Source organism: candidate division Zixibacteria bacterium HGW-Zixibacteria-1, assembly GCA_002838945.1.
Taxonomy (GTDB): Bacteria; Zixibacteria; MSB-5A5; order GN15; family PGXB01; genus PGXB01.
Window position 1 is genome coordinate 22102 of sequence record PGXB01000023.1, and the last position, 15542, is coordinate 37643.

Here is a 15542-nt window from a genome sequence, read left to right on the forward strand (position 1 = left end):
TTTTCTACAGGCTGTACATTAATTCCGCCCGAACCCAGCTATAGCTGTCGGCATCATCGAAATAAAAATCGCCCGGATCGAACCATTCCCAGAGAAAATGTCCGGTCAGATGTTCATCTACTCGATAATTGAATTTCCCTATAATGAGACGGCCGCGATTTATACCTGCACCAAATACAGATGAGGAAGACGCCGACATCGCATGAATCGCCCGCAAATGATGATAATCCAGATTGAAACTAAGATTGTCACCGAATTTATATATCACGCGGCCGTAGATTGATGTCATATTGGTCCAGTTGGCGACACCGCCCTCATTGATCTGGGTGTAGATATATGACTCGCTCCATTTCGGCCAGCGCGCAAACAACGGGTCCCAGTTTTCATAAGTGGCCGTACTCCGGTTATCGCCGCTTAAGTATATTTCGCCCAGCACCAATGTCTGTCGAAATTTTTCATCGAGGTCGATACTGTAATCGACATGGAAGTGGGTACCGATCGCACTGCGGTTTCTGCGCCCATCTATTCCAATATATTTGCCGAACTGGAATGCCGCCTCGGCGGCCAATAGCCAATTATCATCCAGCTTTATTTCCCCTCTCGAACCGACCGTGTTAATTCTTGACTCATAACTTCCGAGAGTTGTTCTTTTGATATTTTTTCGGATATAGTAAGCGTCATAGACAGATTTTCTATTGCCATCAGGGAATTGACCTGATAAGTAGGCCACAATGCCTTCTTCAGGCTGTTCGATCAAATGCTGATGACGTTCGTTGATTGTCGGCAGGTACTCATCGGTAGTATCCTGATAAACATAGGCCAATGTCAGATGCCAGTTTTTATTTATATTCCAATCGTAACGGGCGGCGTTGAAATAGATGCAGCGTGAGCCGTCGAGCGGGCTCCCATCCATAAAGGTGAACCACTCGCCCAGCAGGATATTCTGCCTTCCCAGCGTCAGTGTCCCGGGCAGATAATATTTATTGTGCCACTTTATATAAAGCTGATCGATAAATATCTCATCGAGGCCATATTTCCTGGCAGTCTGGACAAAGTAGTAGCGGAATTCATTGGTTAATTTCAGGGCCAGTTCCAAATCGGGATTAGCATAAAATTGTCCCATCACCGATGTCCGGTGCCGGGTGAAGGCGTTGGTTCCATTGGTTTCTTCGGAAAGAGTAATGGCATTATCCCAGGTGACCAGGCGCAATCTTTCAGAGAAACCTAATTTAAATTTCGGATATTCTTTAACTTGTCCGGTATTATCGTCCGCAAAAGATATTGAGCAAACAAAAATAGCTGTGATAAACAAAACAGACAGGGGCTTAAACATAGTGTCCTTCTTACCTCCCGGAATCAGAAATAATACCGCATTTGAATGGAGAAATTAATCACTTACCGCGATAAATGCAACTCTTATAATTGAGAAGACGCGATTCTGCCAGATTACCGGTATATTTTGCGGGATATAAATAGTCCGATTTTCATCACCATCGCCCCATCGGCAATCAAGAAACTGCTTGATAAAGTTAGAAGCTTGGCTTATTTTCTAACTTTGTTTGTTGACAGAGAGCCTAAAGATTGGAGTAAGTTTTGGAAGAATTAATATATCTCGACAACGCCGCGACATCATGGCCAAAACCGACGCAGGTGTATGATTTCATGGTCGAATTTTATCGGCGATGCGGGGTCAATCCGGGGCGAAGCGGATTCGACATGGCTATTGAGGCCGGAAACATCCTCGAAGAAACCAGAAAACGCCTGGTCGCCTTCTTCGGCGGCGACCATTCCGCCTCACAAAGATTGTGTTTCAGCTATAATGCCACCGATTCGCTTAACCTGATCATTCAGGGATTGCTCAAATCCGGCGATCATGTTGTGACCACGAATCTCGAACATAACTCGGTCATCCGCCCCATCAATGTGCTGGTGCGTGATTCGGGCGTCGAAGTTACTTATGTGCCGTTCAACAAACAGGGTTTTATGGAACCCGATGATATCAAGAAGGCCTTCAAGAAAAACACGCGGTTGGTAATGGTCAATCATGGCTCCAATGTTCTCGGGACCGTTCAGCCGATCGGGGAAATCGGCCGGATCTGCAAAGAAAACGGAATAATCTTCGGTATCGATGTCTCGCAGACCGCCGGCGTTATTCCGATCGATATGAAAAAGATGAATGTCGATGTGCTGGCTTTTACGGGTCATAAATCGATGATGGGCAGCACCGGCATCGGCGGCATGTGTGTCCGCGAAAAAATTCAGATCCGGCAAACCCGCGCCGGCGGCACCGGTGTCCGCTCGGCGTATCCGTACCATCTCGAGGAATTCCCGTATCGTTTTGAATTCGGAACCCCCAACGTGGTTGGTATCGCATCGCTGAAAGCAGGGCTGGATTGGATCGAAAGCATGGGCGGCCCGGAGAAGATTCATGCCCAGGAAATGAAACTGACCAAAAAACTGCTCGATGGCTTCAGGAACATCGAAGGTGTCATAACCTATTGCTGTGACAGCCTCGAAAATCATCTCTCGACTTTGACCGTCAATGTCGATGGTATCGAGGCGGGCAATGTCGGGATTATGCTTGATGTCGATTTCAGCATCGCCACCCGAACCGGGCTTCACTGTGCTCCGCTGGTGCATCACCAGCTCGGAATCGACAAGATTCATGGCGGCGTTCGTTTTGCAATCGGAGCTTTTAACACCGAAACGCATATTGACAAAGCGATTGCGGCCATGGCCGATATCGCCGAGCGGGCCCGTAAAAAAAGCAAATTCAAGCCCCCATCGGAGCGGGCAGTGGGCTGATTAACCGACCCAAAAGTCAATAAATCAAGTAAGCGGCTGACATGTAATATGTTAGCCGCCTCTTTTGTTTCCATTCGGTAGTGTCCTAATTTGAGATATTGATGTGATTGTTATTTAATATGACGATAAATAATTTAACAAGTTGGCACAAAATATGTTATAACTTATGGAGACAAAAATGTTTTCTTGTATTTTAAGAAATTTGTTTACAAATGCAAAAAAAGTTTATACTTTTATTATAAGCGAGGCTATGAGACACAAATTTCCAAATCGACAGTTTAGGCAAAACAGTCAAAAGCTTAAGGAGCTAATATTATATATTAGCCGATCTTATGCAAATGTTCAATATAGTGGCAAAACCAAACTGAACAAACTTCTATTTGCAATTGATTTTGACGCCTTCGAAAAACTTGGTAATCCAGTGACGGGTGCGCAGTATAAAAAAGGTAAGAATGGACCAATACCATTTTCAATGATTCCCGTTTCAGCAGAAATGGTGGAAAATGGGGAACTAAGATTTACTGAAGAAAAATTAGGCAATTTCCCCCAACAAAGACCCATTGCATTGCGTTCACCCGATATGAGTGTTTTTTCAAAAGAGGAATTGGCAATTATTAACGAATGGGTTGAAACGATGAGAAATGAACGGGCGGTCGATCTCAGTAGATGGTCACATGGATTACCAATTTGGGAATATTCCGATAATGAAGGCTTTATTCCATATAATCGTATTTATTGGAAAATACCGCAGAGTAAAGATATCACAGATAGAGATAGGCAAATAGCTGAAGAAATATTCAAGATAACGGGTGGAAAACACATTCCACGACCCCGTCAATTGTAATCAATATCCTGCAGTATTATGTATTCGCCCTCGTCGTCCTCTTCAACGGTAAAATATATGACAAATTTATTTAGCCAACGAGGGGTAATGGATTCATATTTAAAAAGATTACTATTATTATGGGGAATGTCTGCGCATTCATGGGCATTTACCGTCAAAAATTGCACAACCCCATCCATAAAATACTGGAATTCAGCCCAAGTTACGCCTGACGGTAAATGGCGGTAAAACGCCTTTATCTTACCCTCCATGCGTTTGATAGTAATGACATCCCTATCTTTTTTATCAAGTTCCATAAAAAAATATCTTTCTATTCATCTATAAAGTCAACTTAAAACCCAATCCCAGCTTGCAACAGTTTTAGAAATTCCCGCTTTCATGGCCGGAGTCATTTTCAATGATCCGTGTAAACGCATAAAGTTGTAATGCCAAAAATGGAGATTTAGCGCGGCCTTAAGGCTGTCAAGACTCTTTGAAAAGGCAATAGTGAGGCGAGAGAAACGGCGCAATTGCATCCGAATTGTTAAATTTTGCCGCTCCACAAACGAAGTGCAGATTTTTTCAGGTTTGGGTTTTCCGCTTATCACGCTTTTTTCAGTCTTTCTCAATTTACATGGGCTATAACCTTCGCGACGACCATTTTCATCGCCATGATAAATCTTTTGCAATACCGCATAATGGATGTTATAACCGAAAGCTGACTTTACCGCTTCTAAATAACCGCGAAACATATCCGTTGTCAACTGGAATTGACCATTTACACGCCTTTGCAACTTTTGCATAAACCAATAGGCGGTAAATGTGTTTCGTTTTCCTACCTCAAAGACAGGCACTATTTTGGTTTCCCTATCCAAAGCGATAAAGACATATTGGTCGCCCAATTCGTCAGGATCACCAACTTTAAGCTGTTTTTGCTTTTTCCCGACATAAGTCCAAATCTCATCACATTCGAGATATTTACAGCGGAGTCCCCGCATATTCTGATCCATAAAAGCTTGGCAATTTTCACCGACACGCTTCATAAGTCTAATTATAGTATCCCTGTGGACACCAGTAATCCTCTCTATTCCTCTTATGCTGTTTCCTTCGACTAACAAATTCAGCACCATTTCTTGTTTTTCGGCTTTCAGGCAATTCATGACTTTCCTCTTGACTTTTTTGCGGGAAAGCCGATATTTTAGTTGGCTTAACTGTGCGGCTTACCCCGCGCGGTTAGTGTTCAGCCTGCCAGGTGTGACCGCACTTGGCAGGTGTTTCATGCGGGCGGGGGCGATTCGAACGCCCGACGTGGGGATTAGCAATCCCCTGATCTTTCCGCTGATCTACGCCCGCACAAATTTACCGGGGACTCAGATAGGGAATTATCTGAGTCCTTTTATTTAGTTTTTATCTTGACAGATGGTGGCCCCCGTATTACCTTACAAATGTAAGGGCGATTTCTCATAACATTGTCCTTACTTGCACGTTAAGTTTCGGGGTTATCTTGGTAGCACAAGATAATCCCGTTCTGTTTAATCTTCTTTCTTGATCGCCCTCCAAAGACCTCTTTTCGGAGATTGAAATAGACGACCCTTCCACCGCATAAGAATTTGTCTTACTCTGGCATCAGAGATTTCAATTCCGGTCTTGTGGAGATAATCAAAGAGTTCTTTCGGTGCCGCTGGCTTTCCAAGAGTCAACATAGCCTCATAGATTTTCTGTGTCGAATCTCCGACGTTGTCATAACCACCAAGCGTGGCAGGTTCGACCATAGGTATTTCAAGCTGATCCTTGCCTATTAATGCTGCAATCTCACGCTTAGATTTTTGCAGGCGTTCAATTTTGGCATCAATTAGGGCGATCAATTCTCTTGCAGTTTCCCTATCCATATTTTCACCTTTGTTTGGTTTACTCGTATCATAATATATAATTAAGTATTGCCGTATCATTTGTCAACAAAAAAATGATACGAAGGACAAATTATTTATTTGGGGTTGTGACTATTCATACAATAAACAAATGTGCAGTATACAAATGAAAAATCCTCAAATTAGGACACTACCTTCCATTCTCCTAAATTGTAAACAATAATAAACATCAACAAACAATAATATACTTGACATAACAATAATATTAATTAAATTACATAAAAATAAACTTATGGGGGATGTTATGAGCGGCAAAATATTATCTTTTGAGTTTTTCCCGACCCTTCATAATAAAGAAGAGTTTTTCCAGAAAATAATCAATGAAACCGGCGGCGGACGGCGGATTATCAGCCAGTATTTGATGGTCTGCCTCTTTTCGTTTCTCTATGGTGTGGTAATTGGCAGCTATCACAGTTTTATTCAGGCTGTAGCCGCCGGGGTTAAAGTGACGGTGCTGTTCACGCTGGCCCTGGTCATTTGCTTCCCGGCATTTTTTATAATTCAGTACATTCTCGGCTCCAAGCTTAAACTGCGGCAGATGATCTCGATTATCCTGTCCGGCTTTGTCCTGATGACGGCGATCATGATCTCATTCGCGCCGATCGTGATTATCTTTCTTCTGACCGGAAGCAATTATTATTTCCTGCAGTTGCTCCATATCGCCATCTTTTTCCTGTCGGGCATATTCGGGATGCTGACCGTGGTCGAGGCGCTGAAATATTCCTGCGAAACCAAGTCGATTTATCCGCAAACCGGCGTGGTCGTGTTCCGTTTCTGGGTGGTGATACTGGCCTTTGTCGGAATACAGCTGGCCTGGAATTTCCGGCCATTTCTCGGCGACCGGGGGCAGCCGTTTGAATGGTTCCGGCATTATGAGGGCAATTTCTACACCGCCTTGATTTATTCCGCAGAACAACTGCTGGGGGGCAAAGACAAAGAGCCGGCCGGTGTGGGTAAAAATAATGAAATCTATAACACCAATGAAGATGTCGTGAATGATTCGCTGATGAAAGCGATTTTCGAGGATGGACAGGGGGGCAAGTAGCTTGAAATCGGATATCATGACACTCGAGGAAGTCGCGGCCTATTTGAAGGTCAAGCCGCAGACCATCTACACCTGGGCGCAGGACAAAAAAATGCCGGCGGCCAAGCTGGGCAAGGAATGGCGTTTCAGAAAATCAATTATCGATATGTGGTTCAATCAGCATATAGACGAAAAGTTCAACGGTGTTCTGGAGAAGTGGAACGAGAACCGGGAAATGGATGATGAATAAGGAACCGGATTGTTCTTTCACCGTATAAATCTCGAAGCTGAAGAAATCAAATTGCACCATTAAATATATAGTCTGTCAAATGGCCAATATTCAAAAACCAGGGAAAACGCTCTGGGTCGCCTTGGCGGTAATAATAATGGGCATGATCCTTCTCCGGATACCGCCGGTCGACGGATTCTGGACGATGAATATCGCACCGATTCTGCTGGTGCTGGGATATGTCATCCTGGCTCCAATCGGACTGCTGCCCCGTAAGGCGCCGCCCGGATCCTATTACGACTCGCCGGAAGCCGCAGGCGGCCTGAGATATTTGCACTATGGCGCCGCCAGTGTTTTTGTCGCGGCATTCATTGTGTACCTGATTACGCTGTGGCCGGGGCCGGGATGGTGGGACAGTGCCGATTATATCATCTGCTGCTATAATCTCGGAATCCCCAGCCCCCCGGGATCGTTCCTGTTGGAGCTTATCGGCCGGACAGCGGCCACGCTGGTGCCGGTTTTTTCGCCCCATACGACCATCAATCTTCTGATGGCGCTGTTTACGGCAATAGCGGCGGCGGTCGTGTACTATATTACCGTACGAATAATCCGCAGTTTCGGCAATAATGAGCCGTCCTCGAATTCGGCCGCCATGTTTGCGGGCATAATGGCGGCATTGACGCTGGCCCTGACGCACAGTGTCTGGTGCAAGGCGACTTTTGCCAATGCTTACACCTTATCCCTCCTGACCGGCGGCATTCTCATATATCTTGTCATTCTCTGGTGGGAGAAAGCCGATGTCTCCGGCGGCGGGAATTATCTTCTTCTGGCAGCGTTTATTCTGGGACTCGACCTGAGCGTCCACAGGAGCAATCTCCTGCTGGTGCCGTTTTTCATCGTCCTGATTTTAATAAGAAGGCCGCGGGCCTTTCTCGATTGGAAACTCTGGCTGGGCAGTATTTTGGTTTTTCTTTTGGGAATATCAATGCAGTTCGGACTCATGTTTCGGGCTCAACTGAACCCTGAAATAAATTTCGGCAACCCCGATAATCTGACGAGCCTGTGGGATTATGTCAATCTTCGCCAGTTCGACATCTCGATTTTCGGCCTCGATCTGCTCGAGCGCAAGGGGCCGTTCTGGAGCTATCAGGTCAAGGAGATGTATTTGAGATATATCGGCTGGAACTTTATCGGACTGGGCTCGGATGGCGCCCGGGTCGGTTTCTCGGGGATGTATGGCATCCCGCTGCTCTTTGGCGCCATCGGTCTGATCGTTCATTTTGCGCGGCGTTTCAAACAGGCTTTGATGTTTTTTGTCGCTTTTCTGTTCGCTAGTTTCGGGGCCATTTTTTATCTCAATGTTCCGGCCGGATTCTTCAGGGAGATGGATCGGCATTTTGTGGTTTCATTCATGATTATTGCCGTCTGGGTCGGAATCGCTGTCTATGTCGCTTTATACTATCTGCCGCGCCTTCTTTCCCGATCACGGCGTTATACAAAAATTGCCTTCGCTATTATGGTCATTGTGGCCTTCTTGATTCTGCCTTTAAATATGTTCAGGGCGAATTTCCATAATAATGACATGCATGATAATTATACGGCCGACTCCTTCGGGCGCAATCTTCTGGAATCATGCGAACCCAATGCTATTTTAATTACCGCCGGAGACAGCGACACCTTTACCGCCTGGTATGCCCGGATGATTGAAAAAATCAGACCGGATATTACAACAATAAACATTCATCTTTTAAATACCCCCTGGTATCTGAATACCCTGATGACGTATCATCCTGACATACCCTGGTCCCTTACGAAGGATTCAATAACCGCCCTGTCTCCCCGAATATGGGACGGTGATTCGATTCATGTCGCTGCCTCAGGCAACTATGAAGCTTCGTTCAGCTTTTTGCCGCAGCCTTCATTTGGGGAGTACCTGATTGTTTCGGATCAAGTGGTGATTGATATCATAAGGACCAATAAATGGAAAAGGCCAATCTGTTTTTCACTCGGATTCGGCGAGAATGTCCCGCTCGGACTTCGCGAATATTGCCGGCTCGACGGGCTGGTCTGGCGGCTGTGTCCCGATTCGATCAGCAGGGAAGATGTCGGCCGTCTTGAAGAAAATATATGGAAGTATGATTACAGGGGGTACGGGGATTATAAGTATCTCGATCGCACCACTGAAAATATGGGGCGAAATTACTGGTTTGGCTTTGCAGGGCTGGCCAACCATTATAGAAAAGTGAATGATGAAGAAAGAATGGGTGCATTGAAAGATATCCTGCGTCATCATTGGCCGATTGAAGGTCTTCCGGAGATGCTGTTTGGAACGCCGGGAAATGACTCCGGCCCGGACTAAGCCGCACCTGTAAAGAATCCTCTCTGCAGGCGCAAAAGCGCGCTCTTCCTGTTTTCCCGCCATTTTAACCAATGACGGACGATTTTGGAAAACTTTCCTAAATTTGCTATGTCATTGCTGTGCAATGACATGAAATTGCACAAGAATTCCCCTGCGCTCTATTTTTCTTTGTTTTAAGGAAACACTTGACACCTTTTGAATGTTTATATATTATCACGGCTCTATTCTTCGGGATTGAGCGTATTTAAATTACTGATTCGGACGGTCCGCACAGATTCTGGTTGATTCCATTGAAAAAATGAGGGGCGATCTGACAAGGAGATATTTGATGGATATGTCGTTAATACATAAGTTAAGGAATATCGGTATCGTAGCGCATATCGACGCCGGCAAAACGACGACAACCGAACGCATATTGTTTTTCACCGGGATGATTCACCGGCTGGGCGAAGTGCATGATGGAAACGCGGTGATGGATTTTATGAAACAGGAGCAGGAACGGGGCATCACCATCTCGTCGGCCGCCATTACCACCGAATGGAACGGGCACCAGATTAATATTATCGATACTCCGGGACACATCGATTTTACCCTTGAGGTCGAGCGCTCACTGCGGGTACTTGACGGCATTGTCATGGTTTTCTGTGCCGTCGGCGGCGTGGAGCCGCAGAGTGAAACAGTCTGGCACCAGGCCGACCGCTATAAGGTTCCCCGGATTGCTTTCGTCAATAAGATGGATCGCCAGGGGGCCGACCTGTTTCACACTTACGAATCAATGAATGAAATGCTCGGCGCCAACGCAGTTTTGTTTCAATTGCCAATGGGCACCGAAGAGAATTTCGAGGGCATCATCGATCTAGTTAACATGACGGCGGTCATGTACAACGGGCTGGAAAGAATTCCGACCGAAATTCCCGCCGAACATATGCCGATAGCAGTCAAGTATCGCGGTGCCATGATTGAAAAGCTGGCCGATTTCGATGACTTACTGATGGAATTATATCTGGGTGAGGGGGAAATTGCGGTTGAAGATATCAAGAGGGCGGCCAGGCATGCCGTTTTGAATATCTGCATCACACCGGTTTTTTGCGGTTCGGCTTTCAAGAACAAAGGCATTCAACTGCTTCTCGATGCCGTCGTCGATTATCTTCCTTCTCCGACCGATCGCGGCATTATAACCGGCCACGATGCCTCTGACCCGGAGATAATCATCTCACGGAAACCGACCGACAAAGATCCGTTTTCTGCTCTTTCGTTCAAGATTATTTCCGATCCTTATGTCGGTCAACAGACCTTTATCCGGGTTTACTCCGGTTATCTTCAGGCCGGCAGCTACATTTATAATGCAACCAAAGGGAAGCGCGAGCGAATCGGCCGCATTATGCGGGTCCGTGCCGCCGACCGGCAGGATGTTACCGAAATCAAGGCCGGCGATATCTGTGCCCTGATAGGCTTGAAATACACCACCACCGGAGATACTCTTTGCGTTGAGGACAATCCCATACTGCTGGAAAACATACATTATCCCGATACCGTTCTGGACATGAGCATTCAGCCGGCCGGCAAAAATGACCGGCAAAAACTTGCAATGGCGCTGAATAAAGTCGCTCTGGAGGATCCCTCGTTCAAGATTCGTTTTGATGATGAGACCGAAGAGACGGTAATATCCGGGATGGGTGAGCTTCACCTCGAAATAGTGGTTGACCGCCTGAAGACCGAGCATAATGTCGAAGTCACCGTTGGAAAGCCGTCGGTGGCCTATCGCGAGACCGTTACCGCCGAAGTGCGGCATGATTACAAGTACAAGAAACAAACCGGCGGCAAGGGCCAGTTTGCGCATATCGTCTTCCGCATTGAACCCAACCCGAACGGAGGCATCGAATTCGTGGACCATGTCAAGGGCGGCAATATCCCGAGAGAATATATTCCTGCGATTCAAAAAGGATTCAACGATATTGTCGAGAAGGGTCTCATGGCCGGATTCCCCATGGTCGATATGAAATTTACGCTTATTGACGGCAGTTACCATGAGGTTGACTCGAGCGACATGGCATTTCGGATTTGTACCCAGCAGGCGATGCGCGAAGTTTTCCATAAAGCGATTCCGCAGCTTCTTGAGCCGATAATGAAAGTGGAAGTGAATACGCCGGATGAGTACATGGGCGATATCATCGGAGATATCAATCGCCGCCGGGGAAAAATATCCAACATGCGCCGCTACCGCAAGGGTTCGCAAAAACTCAATGGGACGGTTCCTTTGATGGAAATGTTCGGCTATGCCTCCGTGCTGAGAACGCTGTCCAGCGGGCGGGCGAACTACTCGATGGAATTTCTCAATTATGCTCCTCTGCCGAAAACGCTGGAAGAAAAGGTTATCGAAGATAAGAAGGACAAAGCCAAAGCCGCTTGAGTTTGAGCCGGTCCTTTTTCAAGCCGGACCGGGGCCATTTTTTGCTGAAATTTATGAAGCCCTTTGACATTTCGGTCAAAGGGCTTTATATATGTCCCGAGTGTTGAGTTAAAACATGGATTCGATATTTTTCGAAGTGGTATTTGGAATAATGGTGTGAAGTTTTCGATTTTGTCCGATAAAATGACCGGCGAATAATGGGTGTTAATAGTGCCCTGATTTATAAAAGGAGTTTTGATAAATCATTATGAAGACAGTCACTAAACCGGAAGATGTCATAAATCCGGCCATCATAAAACCGGGAAGCATAATATATGCTTCCGGAAACGCCGCGGCGGCCCAGGAACTTTTGCTGCATCTGGCGAAGGACCTCTCCATTACCGATGTTGAAATGTACAGTATCCTTCTGCTTGGTGAAAGATTGAAACCGTTGTTTTCCCGGGAACGCTGCCAGTCCTTGACCCATCGGGTCATCTTCAATAGTTATCTGACCAGGGAAGCCGTAAATCATGGCTGGGCCAAATATCATCCGATGCATCTTTCGGATGTCCCCAAGTATATGTTGGCGAAGATCAAGCCGGACATCGTTATTCTTACCGTTAGCGGGCCCGACCCAGCCGGGAATTACAGCCTGGGCACGACTGTCGAAGCGGTCCCGGCCGCCATTCGATCGGCCCGGCGCCAGGGCGGGCTTGTTATCGCCGAGCATAATCGGCAGATGCCATTTGTTCTGGGAACAACCATTCCGAGTAGTTATATCGATTATCTTCTGGAGACAGATTATCCTCTGCCGGTCAGCCCGGTTCATGATCCGGATGAAGTTGCACAAAAAATCGGCGACATCATTGCAGCCTTGTATATAAAGGACGGCTCCGGTTCCGAACCCGGTTCGACTTTGCAATATGGGATAGGTGAGGTGCCCGAAGCAGTGACATCGGCCATCCTTCGCAAAGGTTTTGCGGATCTGGGTATTCATACCGAATTGTTTGCCGGCGCCATGATTAAGCTGGTGCGACAGGGGATCGTCACCAACCGATGGAAACCTGATATCAATTTTGCCATCTCATCCATATTCCTGGCCGAAAGTCAGGAAGACTATGACTGGCTGAACTTCAACAGCTCGGTTCAGAGCCGGCCAAGTGATTTTACCAACAGCGTTTTCGAAATATCAAAGCTTCCCAATATGGTGACTATCAACAGCGCCATCGGGGTCGACCTCCACGGGAATATCTGGGCCGATTCACTCGATGCCCGCAAAATATACAGTGGTGTCGGCGGTCAGTCGGATTTTATCAGGGCGGCCCGGTATTCGCAGGATGGCGTGGCTATTATAGCCATGAAATCCATGACGAAAGACGGAATTTCAAAAATTGTCGATCGCGCACCGGCCGGAATCACCACCACCGCGACACCATCCGACGCCGTGATTCTTGTTTCGGAAAACGGGGCCTTTGACCCGAGAGGTCTCAGCCTGGGTGAGCGAGCGGTCGGAATAGCCCATCTGGCGGCGCCTAGCGAAAGGGACGCGCTGCTTCAGACGATTTATAACAATCCCGCTTTCCATAAACCGAGCGAGGCGCTGCGAAAGGGTGTTCCCGGCTTTACTTCTTATGAAAAGGCCATGTTGCAGTTTTAGCGAGAGACTATGCCGGAAATGGGCGTGGTCCTTTAAATAAAGCTGCGGTACCCTGCGGAGGGCGTATATTTTGGCCCAAACACCGCATTCTTTTTTGCTACTTCGGCAAGTCATTGGTATTGATAGTGTTGTCCGCATCTGGCAGTTTTCATTTCAAGCTTAATTAATAATATTTTCGAAAAATACGCGGTTATAGATATTAGATTTATATAATCAGACTGCGGAAATAAGACGTAAAGTTATTGTCATTTTGAATTTAGTCAGAATAGATTGTGAAAAAAATAACAAATTCGGCGGCATTTACTTGCTTTTTGATGAAAATTTTATACAATGCTGACCGATGATAAAGTGAACTGTTTATTTAGCCGGAGTAGTTTATATGGCGGAATCAAAAATAGATCGCTTGCGAAAGAAGCGGAACAAACTTGTCCAGGGAGGCGGTGAAAAGCGCATTGCCAAGCAGCATGAACTGGGAAAGCTTACCACGCGGGAACGGCTGGGGCTTCTTTATGACGCCGATTCATTTCGCGAATCTTTGTTGTACATGAAGCATCGGTGCACTCATTTCGAAATGGCCGATAAGGAATATCCCGGTGAGGGGGTTATTACCGGGATCGGTTTTGTTGACAATCGACCGGTTTATGCCGCCAGTCAGGATTTTACCGTAGCCGGCGGATCGGTCGGTGAGGCGACCGGCCGGAAAATACAGGAAGCCATGGATGCCGCCTTGAAGACCGGCGATCCGTTTATAATGATTAATGACAGCGGCGGGGCCAGGATACAGGAAGGCGTCGATTCGCTGTCGGCTTACGGCGGCATTTTTTATCGCAATGTGCTGCTCTCGGGAGTGGTGCCACAGATAAGTATCATTGCCGGACCGTGCGCCGGCGGCGCCGCCTATTCGCCCGCCCTGACCGATTTTATCATACAGGTACGCCATGAGGGCCAGCTTTATATCACCGGCCCGCTCGTCATCAAGCAGGTGACCGGCGAGGATATCTCGGCCGAACAGCTTGGCGGTGTCGAAAGTCACGCCCATTATTCCGGCGTCGTGCATTTTATCGCCGAGGATGATGAGGATGCCATCAATATCACCAAGAGACTGCTGTCGTTTCTTCCCAGCAACAATACCGAGGATCCGCCTTTTATAGCCGAACTGCATGATGAAATTCTGGTTCCGGATGAATCCATGAACAATATTGTTCCCGATGATTCCAGCGAGCCTTACGACATGCATGATATTATCACGCGCTTTGTCGATAATGGGGATTTTATGGAGGTGCAGGAACATTTCGCACCCAATATCCTGATAGGTTTCGGACGTCTGACCGGTTACACTATCGGCATTGTTGCCAATCAGCCGATGCACAAAGCAGGCGTGCTGGATATAGATTCATCGGACAAGGCCTCACGTTTTATACGCTTCTGCAACGCCTTCAATATTCCCATCGTTACTTTTGTCGATGTTCCCGGGTTCATGCCGGGTGTCAAGCAGGAGTACGGCGGAATAATCCGTCATGGCGCCAAGATGCTGTTCGCTTATGCCGCAGCGACCGTCCCCAAGATAACGGTTGTGGTTCGCAAGGCATACGGCGGCGCTTATCTGGCCATGTGTGCCAAGAGCATGGGCGCCGATACGCTGGTGGCCTGGCCGATGGCGGAGATCGCCGTGATGGGCGCCGAAGGCGCAGTCAGTGTGCTTTATCGCAAAGAGATCGCCGATGCGGCTGATCCCAAGGCGGAAATGGCAAAAAAGCTCGAAGAATACAAAGATGCTTTCGCCAATCCGTATTTTGCCGCGAGCCGCGGCCTGGTCGATGAGATTCTCGAACCGGCCGATACACGGCCGTATCTGGCCGCATGTCTGGAAGTGCTCAAGGCCAAGCGCGAATTACGTCCACAGAAAAAGCACGGTTTAATTCCGCTCTAATCGATGAGGTTCAGTTATGCCGGAGTGGTTAAGTTTTGGTTTGGAACTCGCAGTCGTCGGGCTGATTATTGTTTTCGCCGCCCTGACTATCATTGCCACTGCCGTTTCATTAATCAGGCGAGGTAATGATGCCTGGCAAAAACATGAAGACGCCCAAAGCGAGGCTGCGACCGAGAAAGAACAAAACATCGATACCATAACCCTGCTTCTGATATCGACCGCCGCAGCGACCATGATTCAGGGACGGTTTCATATAAAAAGTATCCGTCGAATTCTACCAGCCAATGCCCAGCGCGGCCCATGGTCACTGCAGGGGCGGGCGGTCCTGCTTGGTTCGCACGTCGTATCCAAAAAAAGGCAGTGAAAATTTAACGATATTTTTATGTCCGATATAGATT

The 15542-nt window shown here is 47.2% G+C and carries 13 protein-coding genes and 1 tRNA gene; 9 read left to right on the forward strand and 5 right to left on the reverse strand.

The genetic code is table 11. The annotated features are described in order from the left end of the window. Nucleotides 1-4: 4 nt before the first annotated feature. Entirely contained in the window at nucleotides 5-1333 is a 1329-nt protein-coding gene (locus tag CVT49_09770) for a hypothetical protein (protein PKK83191.1), read from the reverse strand. Nucleotides 1334-1593: 260 nt separating this feature from the next. On the opposite strand from CVT49_09770, the gene CVT49_09775 reads away from it, so the two are divergent. Together CVT49_09775 and CVT49_09780 are read left to right on the forward strand one after the other, a co-directional pair. Beyond that, the gene (locus CVT49_09775) at nucleotides 1594-2805 is read left to right on the forward strand and encodes a cysteine desulfurase (protein ID PKK83192.1); all 1212 of its coding nucleotides are present in this window, start codon (nucleotides 1594-1596) and stop codon (nucleotides 2803-2805) included. A 166-nt stretch (nucleotides 2806-2971) separates the two neighbouring features. Continuing rightward, the gene (locus tag CVT49_09780; protein PKK83193.1) at nucleotides 2972-3649 is read left to right on the forward strand and encodes a hypothetical protein; all 678 of its coding nucleotides are present in this window, start codon (nucleotides 2972-2974) and stop codon (nucleotides 3647-3649) included. On the opposite strand, the gene CVT49_09785 is transcribed toward CVT49_09780, so the two are convergent. The 4 genes from CVT49_09785 to CVT49_09800 all read right to left on the reverse strand — a co-directional run bounded on the left by CVT49_09785 (nucleotide 3640) and on the right by CVT49_09800 (nucleotide 5517). Beyond that, nucleotides 3640-3945, reverse strand: a complete 306-nt coding sequence (locus CVT49_09785; protein PKK83194.1) for a hypothetical protein — start codon at nucleotides 3943-3945, stop codon at nucleotides 3640-3642. The two genes, CVT49_09780 and CVT49_09785, sit on opposite strands and share 10 nt — an antisense overlap. Nucleotides 3946-3975: 30 nt before the next feature. Further along, nucleotides 3976-4788, reverse strand: a complete 813-nt coding sequence (locus tag CVT49_09790) for an IS1 family transposase (protein PKK83195.1) — start codon at nucleotides 4786-4788, stop codon at nucleotides 3976-3978. Between the two features lie 119 nt (nucleotides 4789-4907). Further along, nucleotides 4908-4981, reverse strand: a tRNA-Ser gene (locus CVT49_09795). A gap of 179 nt (nucleotides 4982-5160) precedes the next feature. Beyond that, entirely contained in the window at nucleotides 5161-5517 is a 357-nt protein-coding gene (locus CVT49_09800) for a hypothetical protein (GenBank protein PKK83196.1), read from the reverse strand. A 283-nt stretch (nucleotides 5518-5800) separates the two neighbouring features. On the opposite strand from CVT49_09800, the gene CVT49_09805 reads away from it, so the two are divergent. The 7 genes from CVT49_09805 (at nucleotide 5801) to CVT49_09835 (ending at nucleotide 15508) form a co-directional block, all read left to right on the forward strand. After that, nucleotides 5801-6601 carry a hypothetical protein gene (locus tag CVT49_09805; protein PKK83197.1) on the forward strand — a complete coding sequence of 267 codons (801 nt, stop codon included), beginning with the start codon at nucleotides 5801-5803 and terminating at the stop codon, nucleotides 6599-6601. Further along, the gene (locus CVT49_09810; GenBank protein PKK83198.1) at nucleotides 6582-6830 is read left to right on the forward strand and encodes an AlpA family transcriptional regulator; all 249 of its coding nucleotides are present in this window, start codon (nucleotides 6582-6584) and stop codon (nucleotides 6828-6830) included. Before CVT49_09805 ends, CVT49_09810 begins: the two co-directional genes overlap by 20 nt. 79 nt (nucleotides 6831-6909) lie before the next feature. After that, the gene (locus tag CVT49_09815) at nucleotides 6910-9168 is read left to right on the forward strand and encodes a hypothetical protein (GenBank protein ID PKK83199.1); all 2259 of its coding nucleotides are present in this window, start codon (nucleotides 6910-6912) and stop codon (nucleotides 9166-9168) included. Between the two features lie 328 nt (nucleotides 9169-9496). Continuing rightward, complete coding sequence (gene fusA, locus CVT49_09820) at nucleotides 9497-11578, forward strand: elongation factor G (protein PKK83200.1); 2082 nt, start codon at nucleotides 9497-9499, stop codon at nucleotides 11576-11578. Nucleotides 11579-11825: 247 nt separating this feature from the next. Further along, nucleotides 11826-13214, forward strand: coding sequence for an acetyl-CoA hydrolase (locus CVT49_09825; protein ID PKK83201.1), 1389 nt, complete (start codon nucleotides 11826-11828; stop codon nucleotides 13212-13214). A gap of 379 nt (nucleotides 13215-13593) precedes the next feature. Then, on the forward strand, nucleotides 13594-15144 hold the full coding sequence (locus CVT49_09830) for a methylmalonyl-CoA carboxyltransferase (GenBank protein PKK83202.1): 1551 nt from the start codon (nucleotides 13594-13596) through the stop codon (nucleotides 15142-15144). A 16-nt stretch (nucleotides 15145-15160) separates the two neighbouring features. Beyond that, complete coding sequence (locus tag CVT49_09835; protein ID PKK83203.1) at nucleotides 15161-15508, forward strand: hypothetical protein; 348 nt, start codon at nucleotides 15161-15163, stop codon at nucleotides 15506-15508. The last annotated feature ends 34 nt before the right edge of the window (nucleotides 15509-15542 follow it).

What these genes read in the sequence shown, in the direction of transcription:
- CVT49_09830 (PKK83202.1), top strand. Translation starts at nt 13,594, where the DNA reads ATGGCGGAATCAAAAATAGATCGCTTGCGAAAGAAGCGGAACAAACTT.
- CVT49_09835 (PKK83203.1), top strand. Translation starts at nt 15,161, where the DNA reads ATGCCGGAGTGGTTAAGTTTTGGTTTGGAACTCGCAGTCGTCGGGCTG.
- CVT49_09805 (PKK83197.1), top strand. Translation starts at nt 5,801, where the DNA reads ATGAGCGGCAAAATATTATCTTTTGAGTTTTTCCCGACCCTTCATAAT.
- fusA (PKK83200.1), top strand. Translation starts at nt 9,497, where the DNA reads ATGGATATGTCGTTAATACATAAGTTAAGGAATATCGGTATCGTAGCG.
- CVT49_09790 (PKK83195.1), bottom strand. Translation starts at nt 4,788, where the DNA reads ATGAATTGCCTGAAAGCCGAAAAACAAGAAATGGTGCTGAATTTGTTA.
- CVT49_09770 (PKK83191.1), bottom strand. Translation starts at nt 1,333, where the DNA reads ATGTTTAAGCCCCTGTCTGTTTTGTTTATCACAGCTATTTTTGTTTGC.
- CVT49_09800 (PKK83196.1), bottom strand. Translation starts at nt 5,517, where the DNA reads ATGGATAGGGAAACTGCAAGAGAATTGATCGCCCTAATTGATGCCAAA.
- CVT49_09785 (PKK83194.1), bottom strand. Translation starts at nt 3,945, where the DNA reads ATGGAACTTGATAAAAAAGATAGGGATGTCATTACTATCAAACGCATG.
- CVT49_09825 (PKK83201.1), top strand. Translation starts at nt 11,826, where the DNA reads ATGAAGACAGTCACTAAACCGGAAGATGTCATAAATCCGGCCATCATA.
- CVT49_09780 (PKK83193.1), top strand. Translation starts at nt 2,972, where the DNA reads ATGGAGACAAAAATGTTTTCTTGTATTTTAAGAAATTTGTTTACAAAT.
- CVT49_09810 (PKK83198.1), top strand. Translation starts at nt 6,582, where the DNA reads ATGGACAGGGGGGCAAGTAGCTTGAAATCGGATATCATGACACTCGAG.
- CVT49_09815 (PKK83199.1), top strand. Translation starts at nt 6,910, where the DNA reads ATGGCCAATATTCAAAAACCAGGGAAAACGCTCTGGGTCGCCTTGGCG.